We start from the raw sequence: 17,731 nt of genomic DNA on the forward strand, positions 1-17,731 counted from the left end.
CTCCAACCCCCCTTGCCCACGGCGGCGCGTGGCGTCACCCTCCGGCGACAGCCGGATAAGGAAACGTCCATGCCCGCCGAAGGCGGTCACCCCGATATTGCGCCGCGCGGCACTGCGTTCGCTGCCCTCGATGCCATGATCCGTCCGCGGTCCGTCGCCGTCATCGGCGCTTCGGACGACGCGACCCGCATCGGTGGGCGGCCCATTGCCTACATGACCAACCAGGGTTTCGCCGGCGCCATCCTGCCCGTGAATCCGAACCGCGCGACGGTCCAGGGGCTGCCCGCCTTCGCTTCCGTTTCCGCTCTGACGCAGGTACCGGACGTTGCGATCGTCGCGGTGCCGGGCGAGGCGGCGGTGCAGGCCGTCGCCGATCTGGGCGCGAAGGGCTGCCGCGCGGCGATCGTCTTCACCGCCGGCTTCGCCGAGGTGGATGAGGCCGGCGCGGCAATGCAGGACCGCTTGGTCGCGGCCGCCCGCCAGCATGGCATGCGCATCCTGGGGCCGAACTGCCTCGGCCTGTTCAACGCGGCGGTCGGCTTCTACCCCATGTTCTCGACCAGCTTCGAGCAGGGCTGGCCGATCCGCGGCAATATCGGCATTGCCTCGCAATCCGGCGCCTATGGCACGCATCTGTTCGCGACGTCGCGGGCGCGCGGGCTCGGTACGACGGTCTGCGTCACGACCGGCAATGAGAGCGACGTCTCTCTCGGCGAAGTGATCGGCTGGATGGCGCAGGCACCGGAAGTCGAGGTGATCTGCGCCTATGCCGAAGGGATCCGCGAGAGCGCGCGCTTCACCGCCGCGCTCGATCTGGCGCGGCGCAACCGCAAGCCGATCGTGATGATGAAGGTGGGTCGCTCGGAACTCGGCGGTCATGCGGCGAAGTCGCACACCGCGTCGATCGCCGGCGATGATGCGGTGACGGATGCCGTGCTGCGCGAATTCGGCGTGGTGCGAGCGAGCACGACGGAACAGATGCTCGACATCGCCTATGCGGCGTCGCGGCGCATCTATCCGGCGAAGAACACGCTCGGCGTCATCACCGTGTCGGGCGGTGCCGGCGTGCTGATCTCGGATGCCGCGGAATCCGTCGGCCTGCCGATGCCGGAAATGCCGCAGGCGGCGCAGGACAAGCTGCGCTCGCTGATCTCCTTCTCCGCGCCGCGCAACCCCGTGGATTGCACCGCTCAGGCGGTGAACCAGACGGAGATGTTCGAGCATTTCCTCGAGACCACGGCGGAGGCCGGCGGCTACGAGTCGATGCTGGTGTTCCTGACGCAGACCGGCGGATCCACCACCATGGCGCCGAAGCTGCGCCCATACCTGAAGCAGGCCCGCGAGAAATTCGCGGACCGGCTCTGGGTGCTGTCGGTCATCGCTTCCGCCGACAAGGTGAAGGGGTACGAGGAAGACGGCTACATCGTCTTCGAGGACCCGACGCGCGCGGTGAACGCCATCGCGGCGATGGGCAGCTTCGGCGCAGCCTTCGCGGCCGCCGGTGAGCGCGAGGAGATCGTGCTGCCGGAGGTTCAATTGCCGGCGACGACGCCGACCGAGGCCGAGGGCAAGCGCATCCTGGCGGAAGCAGGCGTGCCGGCGGTGCCCGAGAAGGCCTGCGCGTCGGTGGAGGAAGCCGTCGCCGCGGCGGAAGCCTTCGGCTATCCGGTCGTCGCGAAGATCCTGTCTCCCGACATCCTGCACAAGAGCGAGATCGGCGGCGTCATCCTCGACCTGGCCGATGCGGCCGCGGTGCGGGAAGCGCATGCGACGCTGCTGGCGCGTGCCGCCGAGCGCGCGCCGGGTGCGCGCATCGAGGGCGTGCTGATCGCGAAGCAGATCAAGGGCGCAGTGGAGATGGCGCTCGGCATCGCGCGCGACCCGGTGTTCGGGCCCGTCGCGATGGTGGGCCTGGGTGGCGTGTTCATCGAGATCCTGAAGGACGTGTCCTTCCGCCGCTGCCCGTTCGGGGAGGCCGAGGCCGAGCAGATGATCCGCTCGCTGAAGGGCTTCCCGCTGCTGGATGGCGCGCGTGGCCGGCCGAAGGCGGATGTGGCGGCGTTGGCCTCGGCCCTCGCGGCGCTGTCGCGCTTCGCGGCGGGTGCGGGGGATCGGCTGGCGGGCGTCGACGTGAACCCGCTGCTGGTGCTGCCGCAGGGGCAGGGTGCCTTTGCCGCCGATGCCGTCATCGGAGTCGGGGATTCGCACTGATGGCGATCAATCACGACCACCTGCTGAATTACCCGATCCCGGAGATCCGCCAGACGATCCGCTGGCAGGATACGGCGCTGTACAATTTCTCGATCGGGCTCGGCCAGGACCCGATGGACCAGGCGCAACTCGACTTCCTGTACGAGCCGCGGCTGAAGGCGATGCCCTCCATGGCGGTGGTGCTCGGCTATCCGGGCTTCTGGATCCGCAACCCGGACACCGGCGTCGATTGGACGCAGGTGCTGCATGGGGAACAGTCGATCATCCTGCACAAGCCGCTGCCGGCGGAAGGCGAGATCGTCGGCAAGTCGCGCATCACCAGCATCGTCGATCGCGGCGCCGGCAAGGGCGCGATGCTGTACAATGAACGCGTCGTGACCGACGCGAAGACGGGCGAGAAGCTGGCGACGCTGGAAGGCACGACCTTTGCGCGCGGCGATGGCGGTTTCGGCGGCCCGTCCGGCCCGATCCGCAAGCCGCATCCGGAACCCGAGCGCACGCCCGACTTCACGGTCGACCTGCCGACGCGGCCGGAACAGGCGATCGTCTATCGGCTGAACGGCGACCACAACCCGCTGCACATCGATCCGGACGTGGCGGCCAAGGCCGGCTTCAAGCAGCCGATCCTGCACGGGCTGTGCACCTTCGGCGTGGTCTGCCACGCGCTGATGAAGGCGCTGTGCGGGTATGATCCGGCGCGCTTCGGGCGGATGGATCTGCGCTTCTCCTCCCCGGTGTTCCCCGGCGAGACGATCCGCACCGAGATCTGGCACGAGGATGGCGGCGCGGCCTTCCGCGCGCGTGTCGTCGAGCGCGACAAGGTCGTGGTGAGCAATGGGTTGTTCCGACACGCGGGGGCATGATGGACGCATCCGAGCGCGCGGCGCGCTTCGCCGCCCTGCATGAATCCGGCTGCTTCGCGCTGCCGAATGCGTGGGATGCGGGCAGTGCGCGCATCCTGGCGCATGCCGGCGCGGTGGCGATCGCGACGACCTCGGCGGGCATCGCGTGGTCGCTCGGGCGGCGCGACTACGCGATCACGCTGGCTGAATCGCTGGACAACGCGCGCATCCTGATCGCGGCGACGGACCTGCCGGTCTCGGCCGATCTCGAGGACGGCTTCGGCCCGTCGCCAGAAGATTGCGCGATGACGGTGCGCGCGGCGGCGGAGGCCGGCCTCGCCGGCTGTACCATTGAGGACACGACGCGCGACCCGGCCTCGCCCATCCACGACTTCGACCATTCGGTGGCGCGCATCCGCGCCGCGGTGCAGGCCGCCCGCGCGGTGGGCCGGCCCTTCGTGCTGACGGCGCGATCGGAGAACTTCCTGAACGGCCGGCCCGACCTGGACGACACGATTCGCCGGCTGGTGGCCTTCGCGGAAGCCGGGGCCGATTGTCTCTACGCGCCGTTCCTGCCGGACATGGATGCGATCGCGCAGGTGGTCGCCGCAGTGTCGCCGAAGCCGGTGAACGTGCTGGGTGGACCACGGGCGGGCTTCGTGCCGATGGCGACGCTCGCTGCGGCCGGCGTGCGGCGTGTCAGCGCGGGCGGGCTGATCACGCGGGCGGCCTATGCGCATACGCTTGAACTTGGTCGCGCGATGGTTGCGGGTGATTTGGCAAAGCTGGCCGGCGGCCCGGCGGGCAGCGAAGTGAGTGCCGCGATGCGCGGCGAGGGAGACTGACACCGGTGATCAACAAGATCGTGCAATCCATGGCCGACGCCATGGCGGGCATCAAGGATGGATCGACCGTGCTGATCGGCGGCTTCGGTGCCGTGGGGCAGCCCGATGAGCTGATCGAGGCGCTGATCGAGCAGGGTGCCAAGGACCTCACCTGCGTCTGCAACAACGCGGGCACGGGGCGCGTCGGCCTGGCGAAGCTGATGGAACTCGGGCGGGTGCGGAAGATCATCTGCTCCTTCCCGCGCAGCCAGGGTTCGGTGGTGTTCGAGGAACTGTACCGCGCCGGCAAGCTCGAACTGGAGATCGTGCCGCAGGGCACGATGGCCGAGCGCATGCGCGCCGCGGGCGCCGGCGTGCCGGCCTTCTTCACCGCGACCTCGGTCGGCACGATCCTCGCGAACGGCAAGGAAGAACGCGAGTTCAACGGCCGGAAGTACGTGATGGAGCACGCGTTGAAGGGCGATGTCGCGCTGGTCGAGGCCTGGGAAGGCGATCGCTGGGGCAACCTGACCTATCGCGCGTCCGGCCGGAACTTCAACCCGGTGATGGCGATGGCGTCGGACCTGACGATCGCGCAGGTGTCGCATCTGCGCGAACTGGGTGAGTTGGTGCCGGAGAACGTGCACACGCCGGGCATCTTCGTAAAGCGCGTGATCCAGGTGGATCGCGGGCCGAACTGGGCATAACCCGCATCCGGTCGCCGCCGGCCGCAGCGTCGCGGCGGGAACCGGGTGCCGAACCGTAAGGAGGAGCAGGACATGTCGGGCTTCGACCGCAAGGCCATGGCCGCGCGCCTGGCGCAGGACATTCCCGAGGGCTGGATCGTCAACCTCGGCATCGGCATTCCGACCATGGTCGGGAACTACGTGCCGAGCGAGCGCGAGGTGATCTTCCATTCCGAGAACGGCATTCTCGGCATGGGCCCCGCGCCGGCGCCGGACAAGGTGGATCCGTGGCTGGTGAATGCCGGCAAGCAGGCGGTGACGCTGCTGCCGGGTGGTTCGTACTGCCACCATGCCGACAGCTTCGCGATGATCCGCGGCGGGCATATCGACCTTTGCGTGTTGGGCGCCTTCGAGGTCGCGCAGAACGGCGACATCGCGAATTGGGCGACGAGCGAGAACGATACGGCCCCGGCCGTGGGCGGTGCCATGGACCTCGGCGCGGGCGCGAAGCGCCTGTGGGTCATCATGGAGCACAGCACGAAGGATGGCCGTCCGAAGCTGGTGGAGCGCTGCGGCTACCCGCTAACGACGCCGGGTGCGGTGAAGCGCGTCTACACGAATCTCGGTGTCTTCGAGATCGTTGCCGACAAGGGCTTCGTCGTCGTGGACCTCGCCCCCGGCGTGACGCTGGAAGAAGCGCAGGCCGCCACCGGCGCGACGCTCCACACGCAATGACCGGCTGCCTCTCGCCAGCGGCGAGGGGCACAGACAGAAAAAGGAGGGGGTTCGGGGGAGTTCATCTCCCCCGACCTTTTGGAAGTGATGAGCCAGGCACTCGACGACCGATCCGAATCCATCCGCATGATCCGCGACAGCGCGGGTGCGGTCGCCCCGCGCGACGGCGACACGAAGCGCGTTCGTGCGCTGCGCTTCGTTGAGCCCGGCTTCTCGCGTGACGTCTTCGCGGAGATGGGCGCGCTGGGCTGGATCGGCCTGGCGGCGCCGGAGGCGGCCGGTGGCAGCGGCCTTGGCATGTCTGAGGCGGTGGCGCTGACCGAGGAACTCGGCGCGGGCCTGGCGCCGGAACCGCTGATCCCGGCGATGCTCTCCGCGCGCCTGCTGGCGGCGGCGGAGGACAAGGCGCTGCTTGGTGGATTGCTGGACGGCAGCAAGGTGGTGCTGACCGCGTGGCAGGAGAAGGCCGACAGCATCGCGGTGCCCGGCACGGGGGATGCGCCGCGCATGTTCATCCCGCAGGCTGGCGGGGCGGACGCCTTCCTGCTGCCGGTGCGCGAAGGCAACCGCATCGCGCTGGTGGCGCTTGAGGCGGCGGGGTCTGACCTGGTCCTGGAGAAGACCATGGATGGCGGCTTCGTCGGCACGCTGCGCGCGGACCTGTCGCGCGGCAGCCGCATTGCGGACGATGTCGGCGCCGTGGTGGAGCAGGCGATCGACGAGGCCGCGCTGGCCACGGCCGGTCACATGCTCGGGTTGATGGAGAAGGCGTTCGAACTGACGCTCGGCTACCTCAAAACGCGGCAGCAATTCGGGCGGATCATCGGCACCTTCCAGTCACTGCAGCACCGCGCGGCGGATCTGAAGATCCATGTGTCGCTGACGCGTGCGGCGGTGGAAAGCGCTGCGGCGGTGCTGGATGACGGCGCGACCGGCGCGGTGCGGCAGGCGGCCGTGTCGAAGGCGAAGCACCGCGCGGTTGAATCCGGAATGTATGTGCTGCGGCAATGCATCCAGCTGCATGGCGGTATCGGCTACACGGACGAATACGATGTCGGGCTGTATCTGCGGCGCGGCATGGTCATCATGAATCAGTACGGCGCGGCCGCGCTGCATCGCCGCCGCTTCATGGCGCTGGCGCCGGAGGATGTGGAATGAGCGAGGCGCGTGTCCGGGAGGAGATGGACGGCAACGTCCTGATCCTGACCATCGACTATCCGCAGCGGAAGAACGCGATCGCCCCTGCGGTGCGCGCGGCGTTGGAGGACGCGATCGAGCGCGGCCATGCCGACAAGGCCGTGCGTGCCATCGTCATCACGGGCGCGGAGGGCACCTTCTGCGCGGGCGGCGATATCTCCTCGATGGATGTGGGGGATGCGCTGGCGGGGCGGGAACGCATGCGGCGCACGCATCGCCTCGTGCGGCTGATGGCGCGCGGCGCGAAGCCGATCGTCGCAGCGGTGGAGGGTTGGGCAGCGGGTGCTGGCATGGCCGTCGCCTGTGCCTGCGACACCATCGTCGCGGCCGAGGATGCACGCTTCGTCGCCGGCTTCCACAAGATCGGGCTGATGTCCGACATGGGCCTGCCGTACTTCTTGCCGCGCCGCGTCAGCGTCGGCCGGGCGCGCCGCATCCTGTTCTACCATGAGGTGGTCAACGCGCCGGAAGGCGAGCGCATCGGCCTCGTGGACTACCTCGCCCCCCCGGGCAAGGCGCTGGAGGTCGCGCTGGAGAAGGCGCGCTTCCTTGCCGCCGAGGCGTCCGGCCCGATCGAGCTGACGAAGAAGATCCTGTCGGAGGGCCTCGACGAGGCGCTGGCCGACGAGCAGACCTTCCAGGGCCTGCTGTTCACCACATCCGACTTCCAGGAAGGCCGCGCGGCGTTCCTCGAGAAGCGTAAGCCCAAGTTCGGAGGCTGAACCATGGCCGTCAGCATCGCACCGAAGGAAACCGCCGACCTCAGCGCCATGGAGGACGAGGCGTTCCGCGCCCATGTCCGCCAGTGGATCGAGGCGAATTACCCGTCCGAGCTGCGCAACCCGCCGAAGCGCCTGCACTGGGACGAGAACAAGCCCTGGTACTTCAAGCTCGCCGAGAAGGGCTGGCTCTGCCCCGGCTGGCCGCGGCAGTTCGGTGGCCTTGGTCTCGCGCCCGCCAAGCAGATCATCTTCACCGAGGAAGTCGAACGCCACGGCTGCGCCCGCACCAACGACCACGGCATCGTCATGGTCGGCCCGCTGCTGATCAACCACGGCACGGATGCGCAGCAGCAGGAATTCCTGCCGAAGATCCTCAATGGCGAGCATGTCTGGTGCCAGGGCTATTCCGAACCCAATGCCGGGTCGGACCTCGCCGCGTTGCGCACGGAAGCCGTGCTCGATGGCGATGACTACGTCGTCAATGGGCAGAAGATCTGGACCACGCTCGCCTCCGACGCCAACTGGTGCTTCCTGCTGGTCCGCACCGACAAGAACGCGAAGAAGCAGGAAGGAATCTCCTTCCTGCTGGTGGACATGGCGACGCCGGGCATCACGGTGAAGCCGATCATCAACCTCGAATACCATGACGAATTCTGCGAGGTGTTCTTCGACAACGTGCGGGTGCCGGCGAAGAACCTGGTCGGCACGCCGAACCGCGGCTGGGACATGGCGAAGGCGCTGCTGTCCTTCGAACGCATCTATCTCGGCTCGCCGCGCCTGTCGGCCTATGCCTTCGCGCGACTGCGCCAGCTCGCGGAACGCATGGGCGTGTGGGAAGAAGCGACCTTCCAGGACACCTATGGCCGCCTGCGCCTGGACCTCGAAGATTTGAAGTCGCTCTACGGCACCTTCGTGGACAAGCTGCGCCGTGGTGAGACCCTCGGCGCCGATGTCTCGATGCTGAAGGTGTTCCAGACCGAGCTGTTCCAACGCATCACCGACACGATGCTGGAGATCGCGGGCGAGAATGCCGGGTTGCTGGAACCGATGGAAGGCAACCGGAACCTCAACCCGACCGGGCAGTACATCCAGGCGCGGCCGGCCACGATCTATGGCGGGTCGAACGAGATCCAGCGGAACATCCTGTCGAAGAACGTCTTGGGCCTGCCGGGGTAGCTGGCCTCGCCGGGCGCTCCGGAAGCGCCCGGCGCAACCTTTCCGGTTGTCCATGCGCTGTGGCCGAAGGCCGTTGGCGAGCAGCTTCGTGCCGCTGCCGCCAGGCCAGCCAGCGCAAGGAAGCCAGCCAATGGTCAGCAAGCCGAATCCGGGAAAAGGCAACACAACCCGCATCCACGACCAGCAGCTTCGCCGCGGTGCGGGCGGTGAGTTGCACCAGGTCGCCGACGGCGGCACCCCACCGCTCACGACGGCCCAGGGCGTGCCCGTTGCCGACGACCAGAACTCACTGAAGGTCGGTGGCCGCGGCCCGACGCTGATGGAAGACTTCCATCTCCGCGAGAAGCTGTTCCACTTCGACCACGAACGGATCCCGGAGCGCGTGGTGCACGCGCGCGGCTACGGCGCCCACGGCTTCTTCGAAACCTACAAATCGCTGTCCGACGTCACGCGCGCCGACATCTTCCAGCGCGCCGGGGAGAAGACGCCGGCCTTCGTCCGGTTCTCGACGGTGGTTGGGGCCAAGGGTTCGGCGGATCTCGCGCGCGATGTGCGCGGCTTCGCCGTCAAGCTCTACACGAAGGAAGGCAACTGGGACATCGTCGGCAACAACATCCCGGTCTTCTTCATCCAGGATGCGATCAAGTTCCCCGACCTGGTTCATTCGGTGAAGGAGGAACCCGATCGCGGCTTCCCGCAGGCAACCGCCGCGCATGACAATTTCTGGGACTTCATCTCGCTGACCCCGGAATCCATGCACATGATCATGTGGGCGATGTCGGATCGCGCGATACCGCGTTCCTTCCGCTTCATGGAGGGTTTCGGCGTCCACACCTTCCGCTTCCTGGACGCGAAGGATCAGTCGACCTTCGTGAAGTTCATCTGGAAACCGAAGCTCGGCATGCAGTCGGTCGTTTGGAATGAGGCGGTGAAGATCAACGGCGCCGATCCGGACTTCCATCGCCGGGACCTGTGGAACGCGATCCAGTCCGGCGACTTCCCCGAATGGGAACTGTGCGTGCAGCTTTTCGACCAGGCTTTCGCCGATGCCTTCGAGTTCGACGTGCTGGACCCGACGAAGCTGATCCCCGAGGAAGTCCTTCCACCCATACCGGTCGGACGCCTCGTACTCGACCGCATGCCGGACAATCTGTTCGCGGAGACCGAACAGGTCGCCTTCATGACGCAGAACGTGCCGCCGGGCGTCGATTTCTCGAACGACCCGCTGCTGCAGGGGCGGAACTTCTCCTACCTCGACACGCAGCTCAAGCGGCTCGGCAGCACGAACTTCACGCATCTGCCTATCAACGCGCCGAAATGCCCGTTCCACCATTTCCAGCAGGACGGGCACATGGCGATGCGCAACCCCGTCGGGCGCGCGAACTACCAGCCCAATTCCTGGGGCGCCGGCCCGCGGGAGGCCCCCACCACCGGCTTCAGGTCCTTTGCTGCCGACGAAGCCGGATCGAAGGTGCGGCTGCGGCCGGAGAGCTTCGCCGACCACTATAGCCAAGCGCGGCTGTTCTATCGCAGCCAGACACCGACGGAACAGTCACACATCGCGATGGCGCTCGGCTTCGAGCTGTCGAAGGTGCAAACGGGAGCAATCCGGGAGCGCATGCTGTCCCACCTCCTGCGGATCGACGATTCGCTCGCGGCGAAGGTGGGTGAGGCCCTGGGCGTGGCACGCATGCCGAAGCCCGCGGACGCCGCCGTCGAGCCGCGCGACGACCTGGCGCTCTCCCCCGCGCTCAGCATCCTGAAGAACGCGCCGGACAGCTTTGCGGGGCGCAAGCTTGGCATCCTGATCGGCCCGGGGTCCGATGCCGGGCTGATCACGGCACTGCGCCAAGCCTCCGCAGCGGCCGGCGCGACGGTAGAGATCGTCGCTCCGCATCTCGGCGGCACGACGTTGTCGGATGGCAGCGTCGCCGACGCCGACCACACGGTCGAGGGCGGGCCGTCGGTGCTGTTCGACGCCGTCGCCCTCCTGCTCGCCGAGGACATGAAGCACCCGGCAGCCCGGGATTTCGCCGCGGACGCATTCCGCCATTGCAAGATCATCGCCTTCACGCCGGCCGCGCGGACGCTGATGAACCGCAGCGGCGCCGAGGAGGATGAGGGCACCATCGCCCTGGATGGCAAGGAGGCTGCCGACGCCTTCTTGGCTGCCTGCCGGAAGCTTCGCTTCTGGCCACGGGAGCAACGGCTGCTCGGATGACCCTCGCCGGTTGACTTATGCGACCGGCGGGCGTCGAAGGGGGGCGCATGGCGCTCCCCTTCGAAACGATCATCGATCCGGTCGCCCCGCCCGGGCGAAAGGCCAGTCGCCTCCTCGGCACGGCGGTGCCCGACGCCCCGCCGCCCGGCAACCTGGTCGCCTTCTACTGGTACTTCATCCGGCAGGCGAAGGCGCTGTTCCTGCTGCTGTTCCTCCTCGGCATGGCCGTTGCGGTGCTCGATGCGCTGATCCCGATCTTCATCGGCACCGTCATCGGCCTGTTGTCGCAGCACGGGCCGGACCGGCTGCTGACGGAGGCCTGGCCGCAGCTTGCCGGCATGGCGGCGGTGCTGCTGATCGGCCGACCGCTGGTCATCACCGCGCAGAACCTGGTCGCGCAGCAGGGCATCAGCGCGAACTTCACCAGCATGATCCGCTGGCAGGGCCATTTCCACGTCGTCCGCCAGGGCTGGGCCTTCTTCCAGGAGGATTTCGCCGGCCGCATCGCCAACCGCGTGATGCAGGCTGCGCCGGCGCTACGCGAGAGCGTCGTGCAGGGCGTGAACGCCGTCTGGTACATCATCGTCTACGGCAGCACGGCGGTGATCTGGCTGACCCAGGCTGATGTACGCCTGGCATTGCCGGTCATCGTCTGGTTCGTCGCCTACATCACCCTGCTTCGCTTCCTGGTGCCGCGCCTGCGGGACCGGTCGAAGGCCGCTTCCGCCGAGCGGTCGCTGCTGACTGGCCGGATCGTCGACAGCTACACCAACATCCTGACCGTGAAGCTGTTCGCGCGGGCGGAGGAGGAGGACAGCTTCATCCGCGACGGCGTCGCGCGGCTGACCGAGGCATTCCGCCGCCAGATGCGCCTGATCACGCTGAACGGCCTGCTGCTGTCCACCCTGAATGCGCTGATGCTGACCTCGCTCGGCGTCGTGTCGATCCTGTTGTGGCAGGCGGGCGAGATCGGTCTCGGCACCGTGGCCGCAGCGCTGCCGATGGGCTGGCAGATCGCCAACATCTCGGGCTGGGTGGCGTTCAACGTCACCGGCATCTTCGAGAATGTCGGCGTGGTGCAGGAGGCGACGGGCAGCATCGCGGTGCCGCCGACGGCGCCCGACCCGGTTGGCGCGACGCCGCTGGTCGTCAGGCGCGGCGAGATCCGCTTCGAGGATGTGCATTTCGGCTATGGCCAGGAACGCGGCGTACTGAACGGCTTCGACCTGGCGATCGCGCCGGGCGAGCGCGTCGGTCTGGTTGGCCATTCCGGCGCGGGCAAGACCACGGCGATGAACCTGCTATTGCGGTTCTTCTCGCCGGAAGCCGGGCGCATCGTGATCGACGGGCAGGACATCGCGACCGTCACGCAGGAATCCCTGCGCGGGGCGGTTGGCGTCGTTACGCAGGATACGGCGCTGCTGCATCGTTCGATCCGCGACAACATCCGCTACGGCCAGCCCGGCGCGGCGCAGGAGGAGATCGCCGCCGCGGCGCGCCGCGCCGCGGCGGATGGCTTCATCGAACAGCTCGCCGATTGGCGTGGCCGCACGGGCTATGAGGCGCATGTCGGCGAGCGCGGCGTGAAGCTCTCCGGCGGCCAGCGCCAGCGCATCGCCATCGCCCGCGTCCTGCTGAAGGACGCGCCGATCCTGGTGCTGGATGAAGCGACCTCCGCGCTCGATTCCGAGGTCGAGGCCGCGATCCAGGAGCAGCTCGCCGGGCTGATGGAAGGCAAGACGGTGATCGCGATCGCGCATCGCCTGTCGACCCTCGCCAGCATGGACCGGCTGGTGGTGCTCGAGCACGGGCGGGTCGTCGAACAGGGCACGCATGCGGCGCTGCTCGACCGCGGCGGCACCTATGCGGCGCTGTGGAAGCGGCAGTCGGGCGGGTTTCTCTGAGCGGCGACGGGCGCGCGCCGCCCTACCTCCGGTCCCCCTTCTGCACGGCGTTGCAAAGCGCGGAGGCCAGCGGACGTCGATGTCGTTGACCTCGTGCACGGCTCACGAAACCATGTCCGTCGGCATCGACGGAGCCTCCCATGACCGACCTCTGGCGTCTTCCAGCCACTGAGCTGGCCCATCGCATCCGCGCGCGGCAGGTCTCCGCGATCGAGGCCGCGCGCGACGCCCTGGCGCGGCTCGACGCCGTCAACCCGGCGATCAACGCGGTGGTGGACCATCGGCCCGAGGACGTCCTGGCCCAGGCCGCCGCCATCGATGCGGCGATCGCGCGGGGGGACGACCCCGGCCCGCTCGCCGGCGTGCCAGCCACCATCAAGGTCAATGCCGACCAGGCCGGCTACGCCACCACCAACGGGCTGCGCCTGCAGAAGGATCTGATTGCGCAGGAGGACAGCCCGGTCGTCGCCAATCTGCGCAAGGCCGGCGCGGTGATCCTGGGGCGGACCAACACCCCGGCTTTCTCGCTGCGCTGGTTCACGCGCAATTCCCTGCACGGGCACACGAAGAACCCGCGCGATGCGTCGATCACGCCGGGCGGGTCCTCGGGCGGGGCCGCTGCGGCCGTCGCGGCCGGGATCGGCGCCATCGCGCATGGCACGGATATCGGCGGCTCCATCCGCTATCCGGCCTATGCCTGCGGCGTGCACGGGCTGCGGCCGACGCTCGGGCGCATCCCGGCGTGGAACCAGTCGGGCGCGGAACGCCATGCGGGCGGGCAGCTCATGGCGGTGTCGGGGCCGATCGCGCGAACCATCGGCGACCTGCGCCTCGCCTTCGCCGCCATGGCGGCGCGCGACATCCGCGATCCCTGGTGGGTCGGCATGCCGATGGAAGGCCCGCCCGTGCCGAAGCGCGCCGCGCTGTGCCTCAGCCCGGATGGCCTGGCGGTGCAGCCCGCCGTGGCCGATGCGCTGCGCGACGCGGCCCGGCGCCTCGAAGCGGCCGGCTGGGCCATCGAGGAGACCGACACCCCGCCGCTGCGCGAACCCGCCGCCCTTCAGGCGATGCTGTGGCTCGCGGAATCGCGCCGCGGCCTGAACGCCGCTTTGCATCGCGAAGCGGACCCCGACGCCAGCTTCGTCTTTTCGCAGATGGAGGCGCTGTGCCCGCAGCCGGACCTGAACGCCTTCATGGACGGGCTGCAGAAGCGCGCGACCTTCGTCCGGCAATGGATGGAATTCTTCGAACGCTTCCCCGTCGCCATCACCCCGGTCTCGGCCGAGCTGCCCTTCCGTGACCAGGAGGATGTCGAAAGCCCCGAGGCGTTCCACCGCATCATGGAAGCGCAGCTCACGCAGATCGGCGTGCCGTTGATGGGCCTGCCGGGGCTGGTGGTGACGACCGGACTGGTCGGCACCGTGCCGGTGGGCGTGCAGCTCCTCGCCGGACGATACCGGGAGGATGTGTTGCTCCAGGCCGGCGCGCTGATCGAGGCGGCCGGCGTCCCGCCCGCCCCGGTCGATCCGGCCTGATTAGTCGCGCCGCACGGGCGGCCCGCCGGGGTTCGGCCATTGGCCCGGCTGCTGCGGCGGGTGCCCGTAGCCGGGCGGGGGCTGCTGGCCATAGCCCGGCGGAGGCTGCTGCCCGTAGCCCGGCGGGGGCGCGCCGGGGTTCTGCTGCGGCGGGTAGCCCTGCGGTGGCTGGCCTTGCCAACCCTGCTGGGGCGGCGCCTGCCAGCCCTGCTGCGGCGGCGGCTGCCACTGCGGCTGCGGCGGCTGCTGTTGGGGCTGCTGGTACGGGCCGGGCTGCTGCCATTGCTGCGGCGGCTGCTGCCACGCCTGCTGCGGCGGTTGCCCCTGCGGCCACTGGGCCGCGCCGGCGCCGCCCAGCGGGTCCGGCCCGAAGCGGTTCGGCCCCGGCGTGCCGCGCAGGAAGCCCAACTCGATGAAGGACCAGATCGCGCCGACCAGCGGGATGAAGTTGATCAGCACGAACCAGCCGGACTTGTCCCGGTCATGCCAGCGCTTCACCTGCCCCGCGAGGCCACCCCAGATCAGCGGGATGAGCGCCAGGAGGCTGAACGGCCCGACCCCCTGCGTCTGATAGGCATAGCCATCAGCCGGCGACGCATCCTCCAGCGAGATGAAGCCGAACGAGATGTCGAGCACGGTGCCGAGGACGGAGATGGCGATCGACACCAGCACATAGCCGAGCCACCACGTCTTTCGCCGGATGCGCCCCTGAAAACTGAACCACTGTCCGATGCTCATGCCCGCGATCCTTCCGACGAAGCGCTTCAGAGCACCATGGCGGCGCGGGACCGCGCAAGCCCGCGCCATCTTGCCCACGTAACTTGCGTTGCATACCGTGACATTGTCGCAGGGCGAGCCGGCCGGCGCGCCACCAACCCCCCGGGAGATTGTCTCGATATGCGCCGTCGCTTGCTGCCCGCTCTCGCCGCCCTGCTCGGCACTGCCGCCGTCGCGGCCTGCGCCCCTCAGACTGTCTACGTCCCGGTGCCGGCGACCGGCGTCGCGCCGGTGCCGATGCAGCAGGCCTGCGACACGCGCTTCCAGGTCGTGAACAATTCCTCGCGCGCGGTCTACTCGCTGCAATACAGCCACGCGAGCCGCAACGACTGGGGCCCGGACCAGCTCGGCCAGAGCATGATCCCGTCCGGCGGCGTGTGGAATGCCCGTGCGGCCAACGCCGGCCTCTACGACTTCCGGATCACCTGGAACGGCGGCGGTGCGGCCGAACTGCGGCGTGTCGACATCTGCACGGCCAGCCGGATCGTCGTGACGAATTCGGGACTCTTTGCACGCTGATCGCCTCGCCCCGCCCGGGGCGCGCCCGCCTTTCGCGCGGAGCGCCCCGGCGCGGGTTCAGCATCGAGCATAGCTAGGCCGGCGCCCGTCCGGTCTCCTCGGCACCACGCGACCGACGGCAGGGTCGCGTCTCGCAAACGTCATCCCGTTGGAACCAGCCACGTCCCGGCGATGCCACGGGCGCGCATTGCCCTGGACGTGACGGGCATGCGCAGGCACGCGATACTGCGGCTCAACGACAAGGGGAAACGCCGATGACCGTCCTGACGCGCCGAGCCGCGCTGGCCCTGCCTGCCCTCCTGCCCGCCACCGCCCGCGCGCAGGACTGGCGCCCGGGCCAGCCCGTGCGGATCATCGTACCCGCCGCGCCAGGCGGCACCGCCGATGCGATGGCGCGCCTCACCGGCCAGTTCCTGCAAACCCGCTGGGGCACGCCCGCGGTCGTCGAGAACCGCTCCGGCGCCGGCGGCACCATCGGCACGATGGAGGTCGTCCGCTCCGCGCCCGACGGCCGCACCATGCTGCTCGGCAATATCGGGCCCCAGGCGATCGGTTACTCGCTGTTCCGCAACCTGCAATACCGGCCCGACAGCCTCGCCGCCGTCGCCAACATCATCCGCGCGCCGAACGTGCTCGTCGTGCATCCCTCCGTCCCGGCGCAGACCGTTCCGGAATTCGTCGCCTGGCTGAAGCGTGAGAACGGCCGCGCCACCTACGGCACCTCCGGCATGGGGCAGTCGCCGCACCTCTCGGCCGTCTGGTTCAACCAGCTCGCCGGCACCCAGGCCGAGGCCATTCACCATCGCGGCGCTGGACCGCTGGTCATCGACCTCATCGCCGGCAACGTCCAATTCGCCTTCGACAACCTCACCACCTCGATGGAGCACATCCGCAGCGGCCGGATGCGCGCTCTCGGCGTCACCACCGCCGAGCGCAGCCCGGGCCTGCCCGACGTACCGGCCATCCGCGAGACCATGCCCGTGCTCGCACCCTACGAGGTGTCCACCTGGTTCGGCGTGTTCGTCCCCGCCGGCACGCCGGCCGAGATCATCCGCAGCGTGAACGCCGACATGCAGGCAATGCTCGCCCTGCCGGAAACCGGGGCGCGCTTCACCACCATGGGCGGCCGCACCGCTCCCGGCACGCCGGAAGATTTCGCGACCTTCGTGCGGGCCGAGATCGACAAGTGGGGCGGCGTGATCCGGCGCGAAGGGTTGCAGATGGACGCGACCTGACGGGAAGGAAGGCCGGGGGAGGGAACTCCCCCGGGCCCCCTCCTTTTTCTGTCTGTCGCCAGGGCGGGACCGTGCGTCGGGGTCACCCATCCTTCGGCGGACTTTCAACCGATGCCACCGTGCGGCATGCTCCCCGTAACGAATGTTCTGGGGAGGATCAGATGGTCGCCATTGCCCGTCGCGCGGTGTTCGCTGCGCCGTTGCTCGCCTTGCCGCATGTCGCCCGCGCGCAATCCTGGCGGCCGCCGGGACCGACGCGCATCATCGTGCCCGCGGCAGCCGGCGGCACGACCGACATCATGGGGCGGCTCGTCGCCCAGTTCCTCAATCCCCGCTGGAACATTCCCGTCGTCGTGGAAAACCGCACCGGCGCGGGCGGCACCATCGGCTCGCTCGAACTCGTCCGCGCGCGTCCCGACGGCACGACCCTGATGCTGGGCAATATCGGACCGCAGGCCATCGCCTACTCGCTGTTCCGCAACATGCCCTACCGGCCCGATCAGATCCTGCCGATCGCAGGCACCATCGCCGGGCCGAACGTGCTGGTGGTGAACAAGGATGTGCCCGCGCGGACCGTCGCCGAACTCGCCGCCCTGCTGCGTGCCCAGCCGGGACGCATTCCCTACGCCTCGACCGGCGTCGGCCAATCCACCCATCTCTCGCCCGTGCTCATGCTCCAGATGCTGAACACCGAGGCGATCCACGTGCCGCATCGTGGCTCCGCCCCCGCACAGGTCGATCTGCTCGGCGGCAACGTCGCCTTCATGATCGACAACCTCACGGGCATCATCGGCCACATCCAGTCCGGCGCCGTCCGCGCCCTGGCGGTGACGAGCAAGGAGCGCAACAGCCTGCTGCCTGACGTGCCCGCGATGCGCGAGACGATGCCCGAACTCGCGACCTACGAGGTGAACACCTGGTTCGGCCTGTTCGGTCCCGCCGGTCTCGCCGCCGACGCCGTCAACAGCCTGAACGCCGATGTCGCGGCGATGATCGCCCTGCCGGAAACGCAGCGCCGCTTCACGGAACTCGGCGGCTTCCCGATGCACGGCAACGCCGACGAGTTCGGCGCCTTCGTGCGCAGCGAGATCACCAAATGGGCCGAGGTGATCCGCCGCGAGGGTCTGAGCGTCGAGGCCGGCTGACC

The 17,731-nt window shown here is 68.9% G+C and carries 15 protein-coding genes; 14 read left to right on the forward strand and 1 reads right to left on the reverse strand.

Annotation, left to right across the window (positions count from 1 at the left end; all coding sequences use genetic code 11):
* Positions 1–69: 69 nt before the first annotated feature.
* From GXW78_RS08745 to GXW78_RS08795, 11 genes are all read left to right on the forward strand, one after another.
* A complete protein-coding gene (locus GXW78_RS08745; RefSeq protein ID WP_211867947.1) occupies positions 70–2,211 on the forward strand; it encodes an acetate--CoA ligase family protein in 2,142 nt (713 codons plus the stop codon).
* Positions 2,211–3,074: a MaoC family dehydratase gene (locus tag GXW78_RS08750; protein ID WP_211867949.1), complete on the forward strand. Its 864-nt coding sequence runs from the start codon at positions 2,211–2,213 to the stop codon at positions 3,072–3,074. The genes GXW78_RS08745 and GXW78_RS08750 overlap by 1 nt, the downstream gene beginning before the upstream one ends.
* On the forward strand, positions 3,071–3,898 hold the full coding sequence (locus tag GXW78_RS08755; RefSeq protein ID WP_246521988.1) for an isocitrate lyase/PEP mutase family protein: 828 nt from the start codon (positions 3,071–3,073) through the stop codon (positions 3,896–3,898). The genes GXW78_RS08750 and GXW78_RS08755 overlap by 4 nt, the downstream gene beginning before the upstream one ends.
* Before the next feature lie 5 nt (positions 3,899–3,903).
* Complete coding sequence (locus GXW78_RS08760; RefSeq protein ID WP_211867951.1) at positions 3,904–4,584, forward strand: 3-oxoacid CoA-transferase subunit A; 681 nt, start codon at positions 3,904–3,906, stop codon at positions 4,582–4,584.
* A gap of 72 nt (positions 4,585–4,656) precedes the next feature.
* Entirely contained in the window at positions 4,657–5,298 is a 642-nt protein-coding gene (locus GXW78_RS08765; protein WP_211868192.1) for a 3-oxoacid CoA-transferase subunit B, read from the forward strand.
* Positions 5,299–5,385: 87 nt separating this feature from the next.
* On the forward strand, positions 5,386–6,456 hold the full coding sequence (locus GXW78_RS08770) for an acyl-CoA dehydrogenase family protein (RefSeq protein ID WP_211867953.1): 1,071 nt from the start codon (positions 5,386–5,388) through the stop codon (positions 6,454–6,456).
* Positions 6,453–7,217 (forward strand): enoyl-CoA hydratase/isomerase family protein, encoded by a 765-nt coding sequence (locus tag GXW78_RS08775; RefSeq protein ID WP_211867955.1) that lies wholly within the window; start codon positions 6,453–6,455, stop codon positions 7,215–7,217. The genes GXW78_RS08770 and GXW78_RS08775 overlap by 4 nt, the downstream gene beginning before the upstream one ends.
* A gap of 3 nt (positions 7,218–7,220) precedes the next feature.
* The gene (locus GXW78_RS08780) at positions 7,221–8,393 is read left to right on the forward strand and encodes an acyl-CoA dehydrogenase family protein (protein WP_211867957.1); all 1,173 of its coding nucleotides are present in this window, start codon (positions 7,221–7,223) and stop codon (positions 8,391–8,393) included.
* Between the two features lie 130 nt (positions 8,394–8,523).
* The gene (katE, locus tag GXW78_RS08785; RefSeq protein ID WP_211867959.1) at positions 8,524–10,614 is read left to right on the forward strand and encodes a catalase; all 2,091 of its coding nucleotides are present in this window, start codon (positions 8,524–8,526) and stop codon (positions 10,612–10,614) included.
* A 47-nt stretch (positions 10,615–10,661) separates the two neighbouring features.
* Positions 10,662–12,518 (forward strand): ABC transporter ATP-binding protein, encoded by a 1,857-nt coding sequence (locus GXW78_RS08790; RefSeq protein WP_211867962.1) that lies wholly within the window; start codon positions 10,662–10,664, stop codon positions 12,516–12,518.
* A 140-nt stretch (positions 12,519–12,658) separates the two neighbouring features.
* Positions 12,659–14,053, forward strand: coding sequence for an amidase family protein (locus GXW78_RS08795; RefSeq protein WP_211867964.1), 1,395 nt, complete (start codon positions 12,659–12,661; stop codon positions 14,051–14,053).
* Here GXW78_RS08795 and GXW78_RS08800 read toward each other — a convergent pair whose 3' ends face one another.
* Complete coding sequence (locus GXW78_RS08800) at positions 14,054–14,791, reverse strand: DUF805 domain-containing protein (RefSeq protein WP_211867966.1); 738 nt, start codon at positions 14,789–14,791, stop codon at positions 14,054–14,056.
* A gap of 159 nt (positions 14,792–14,950) precedes the next feature.
* On the opposite strand from GXW78_RS08800, the gene GXW78_RS08805 reads away from it, so the two are divergent.
* The 3 genes from GXW78_RS08805 (at position 14,951) to GXW78_RS08815 (ending at position 17,729) form a co-directional block, all read left to right on the forward strand.
* Positions 14,951–15,349 carry a hypothetical protein gene (locus GXW78_RS08805; protein WP_211867968.1) on the forward strand — a complete coding sequence of 133 codons (399 nt, stop codon included), beginning with the start codon at positions 14,951–14,953 and terminating at the stop codon, positions 15,347–15,349.
* 254 nt (positions 15,350–15,603) lie between these two features.
* Positions 15,604–16,584: a Bug family tripartite tricarboxylate transporter substrate binding protein gene (locus GXW78_RS08810; RefSeq protein ID WP_211867970.1), complete on the forward strand. Its 981-nt coding sequence runs from the start codon at positions 15,604–15,606 to the stop codon at positions 16,582–16,584.
* 161 nt (positions 16,585–16,745) lie between these two features.
* Positions 16,746–17,729 carry a Bug family tripartite tricarboxylate transporter substrate binding protein gene (locus GXW78_RS08815; protein WP_211867971.1) on the forward strand — a complete coding sequence of 328 codons (984 nt, stop codon included), beginning with the start codon at positions 16,746–16,748 and terminating at the stop codon, positions 17,727–17,729.
* Positions 17,730–17,731: the final 2 nt, after the last annotated feature.

It is taken from the genome of Neoroseomonas terrae (assembly GCF_018129025.1).
Classification (GTDB): Bacteria; Pseudomonadota; Alphaproteobacteria; order Acetobacterales; family Acetobacteraceae; genus Neoroseomonas; species Neoroseomonas terrae.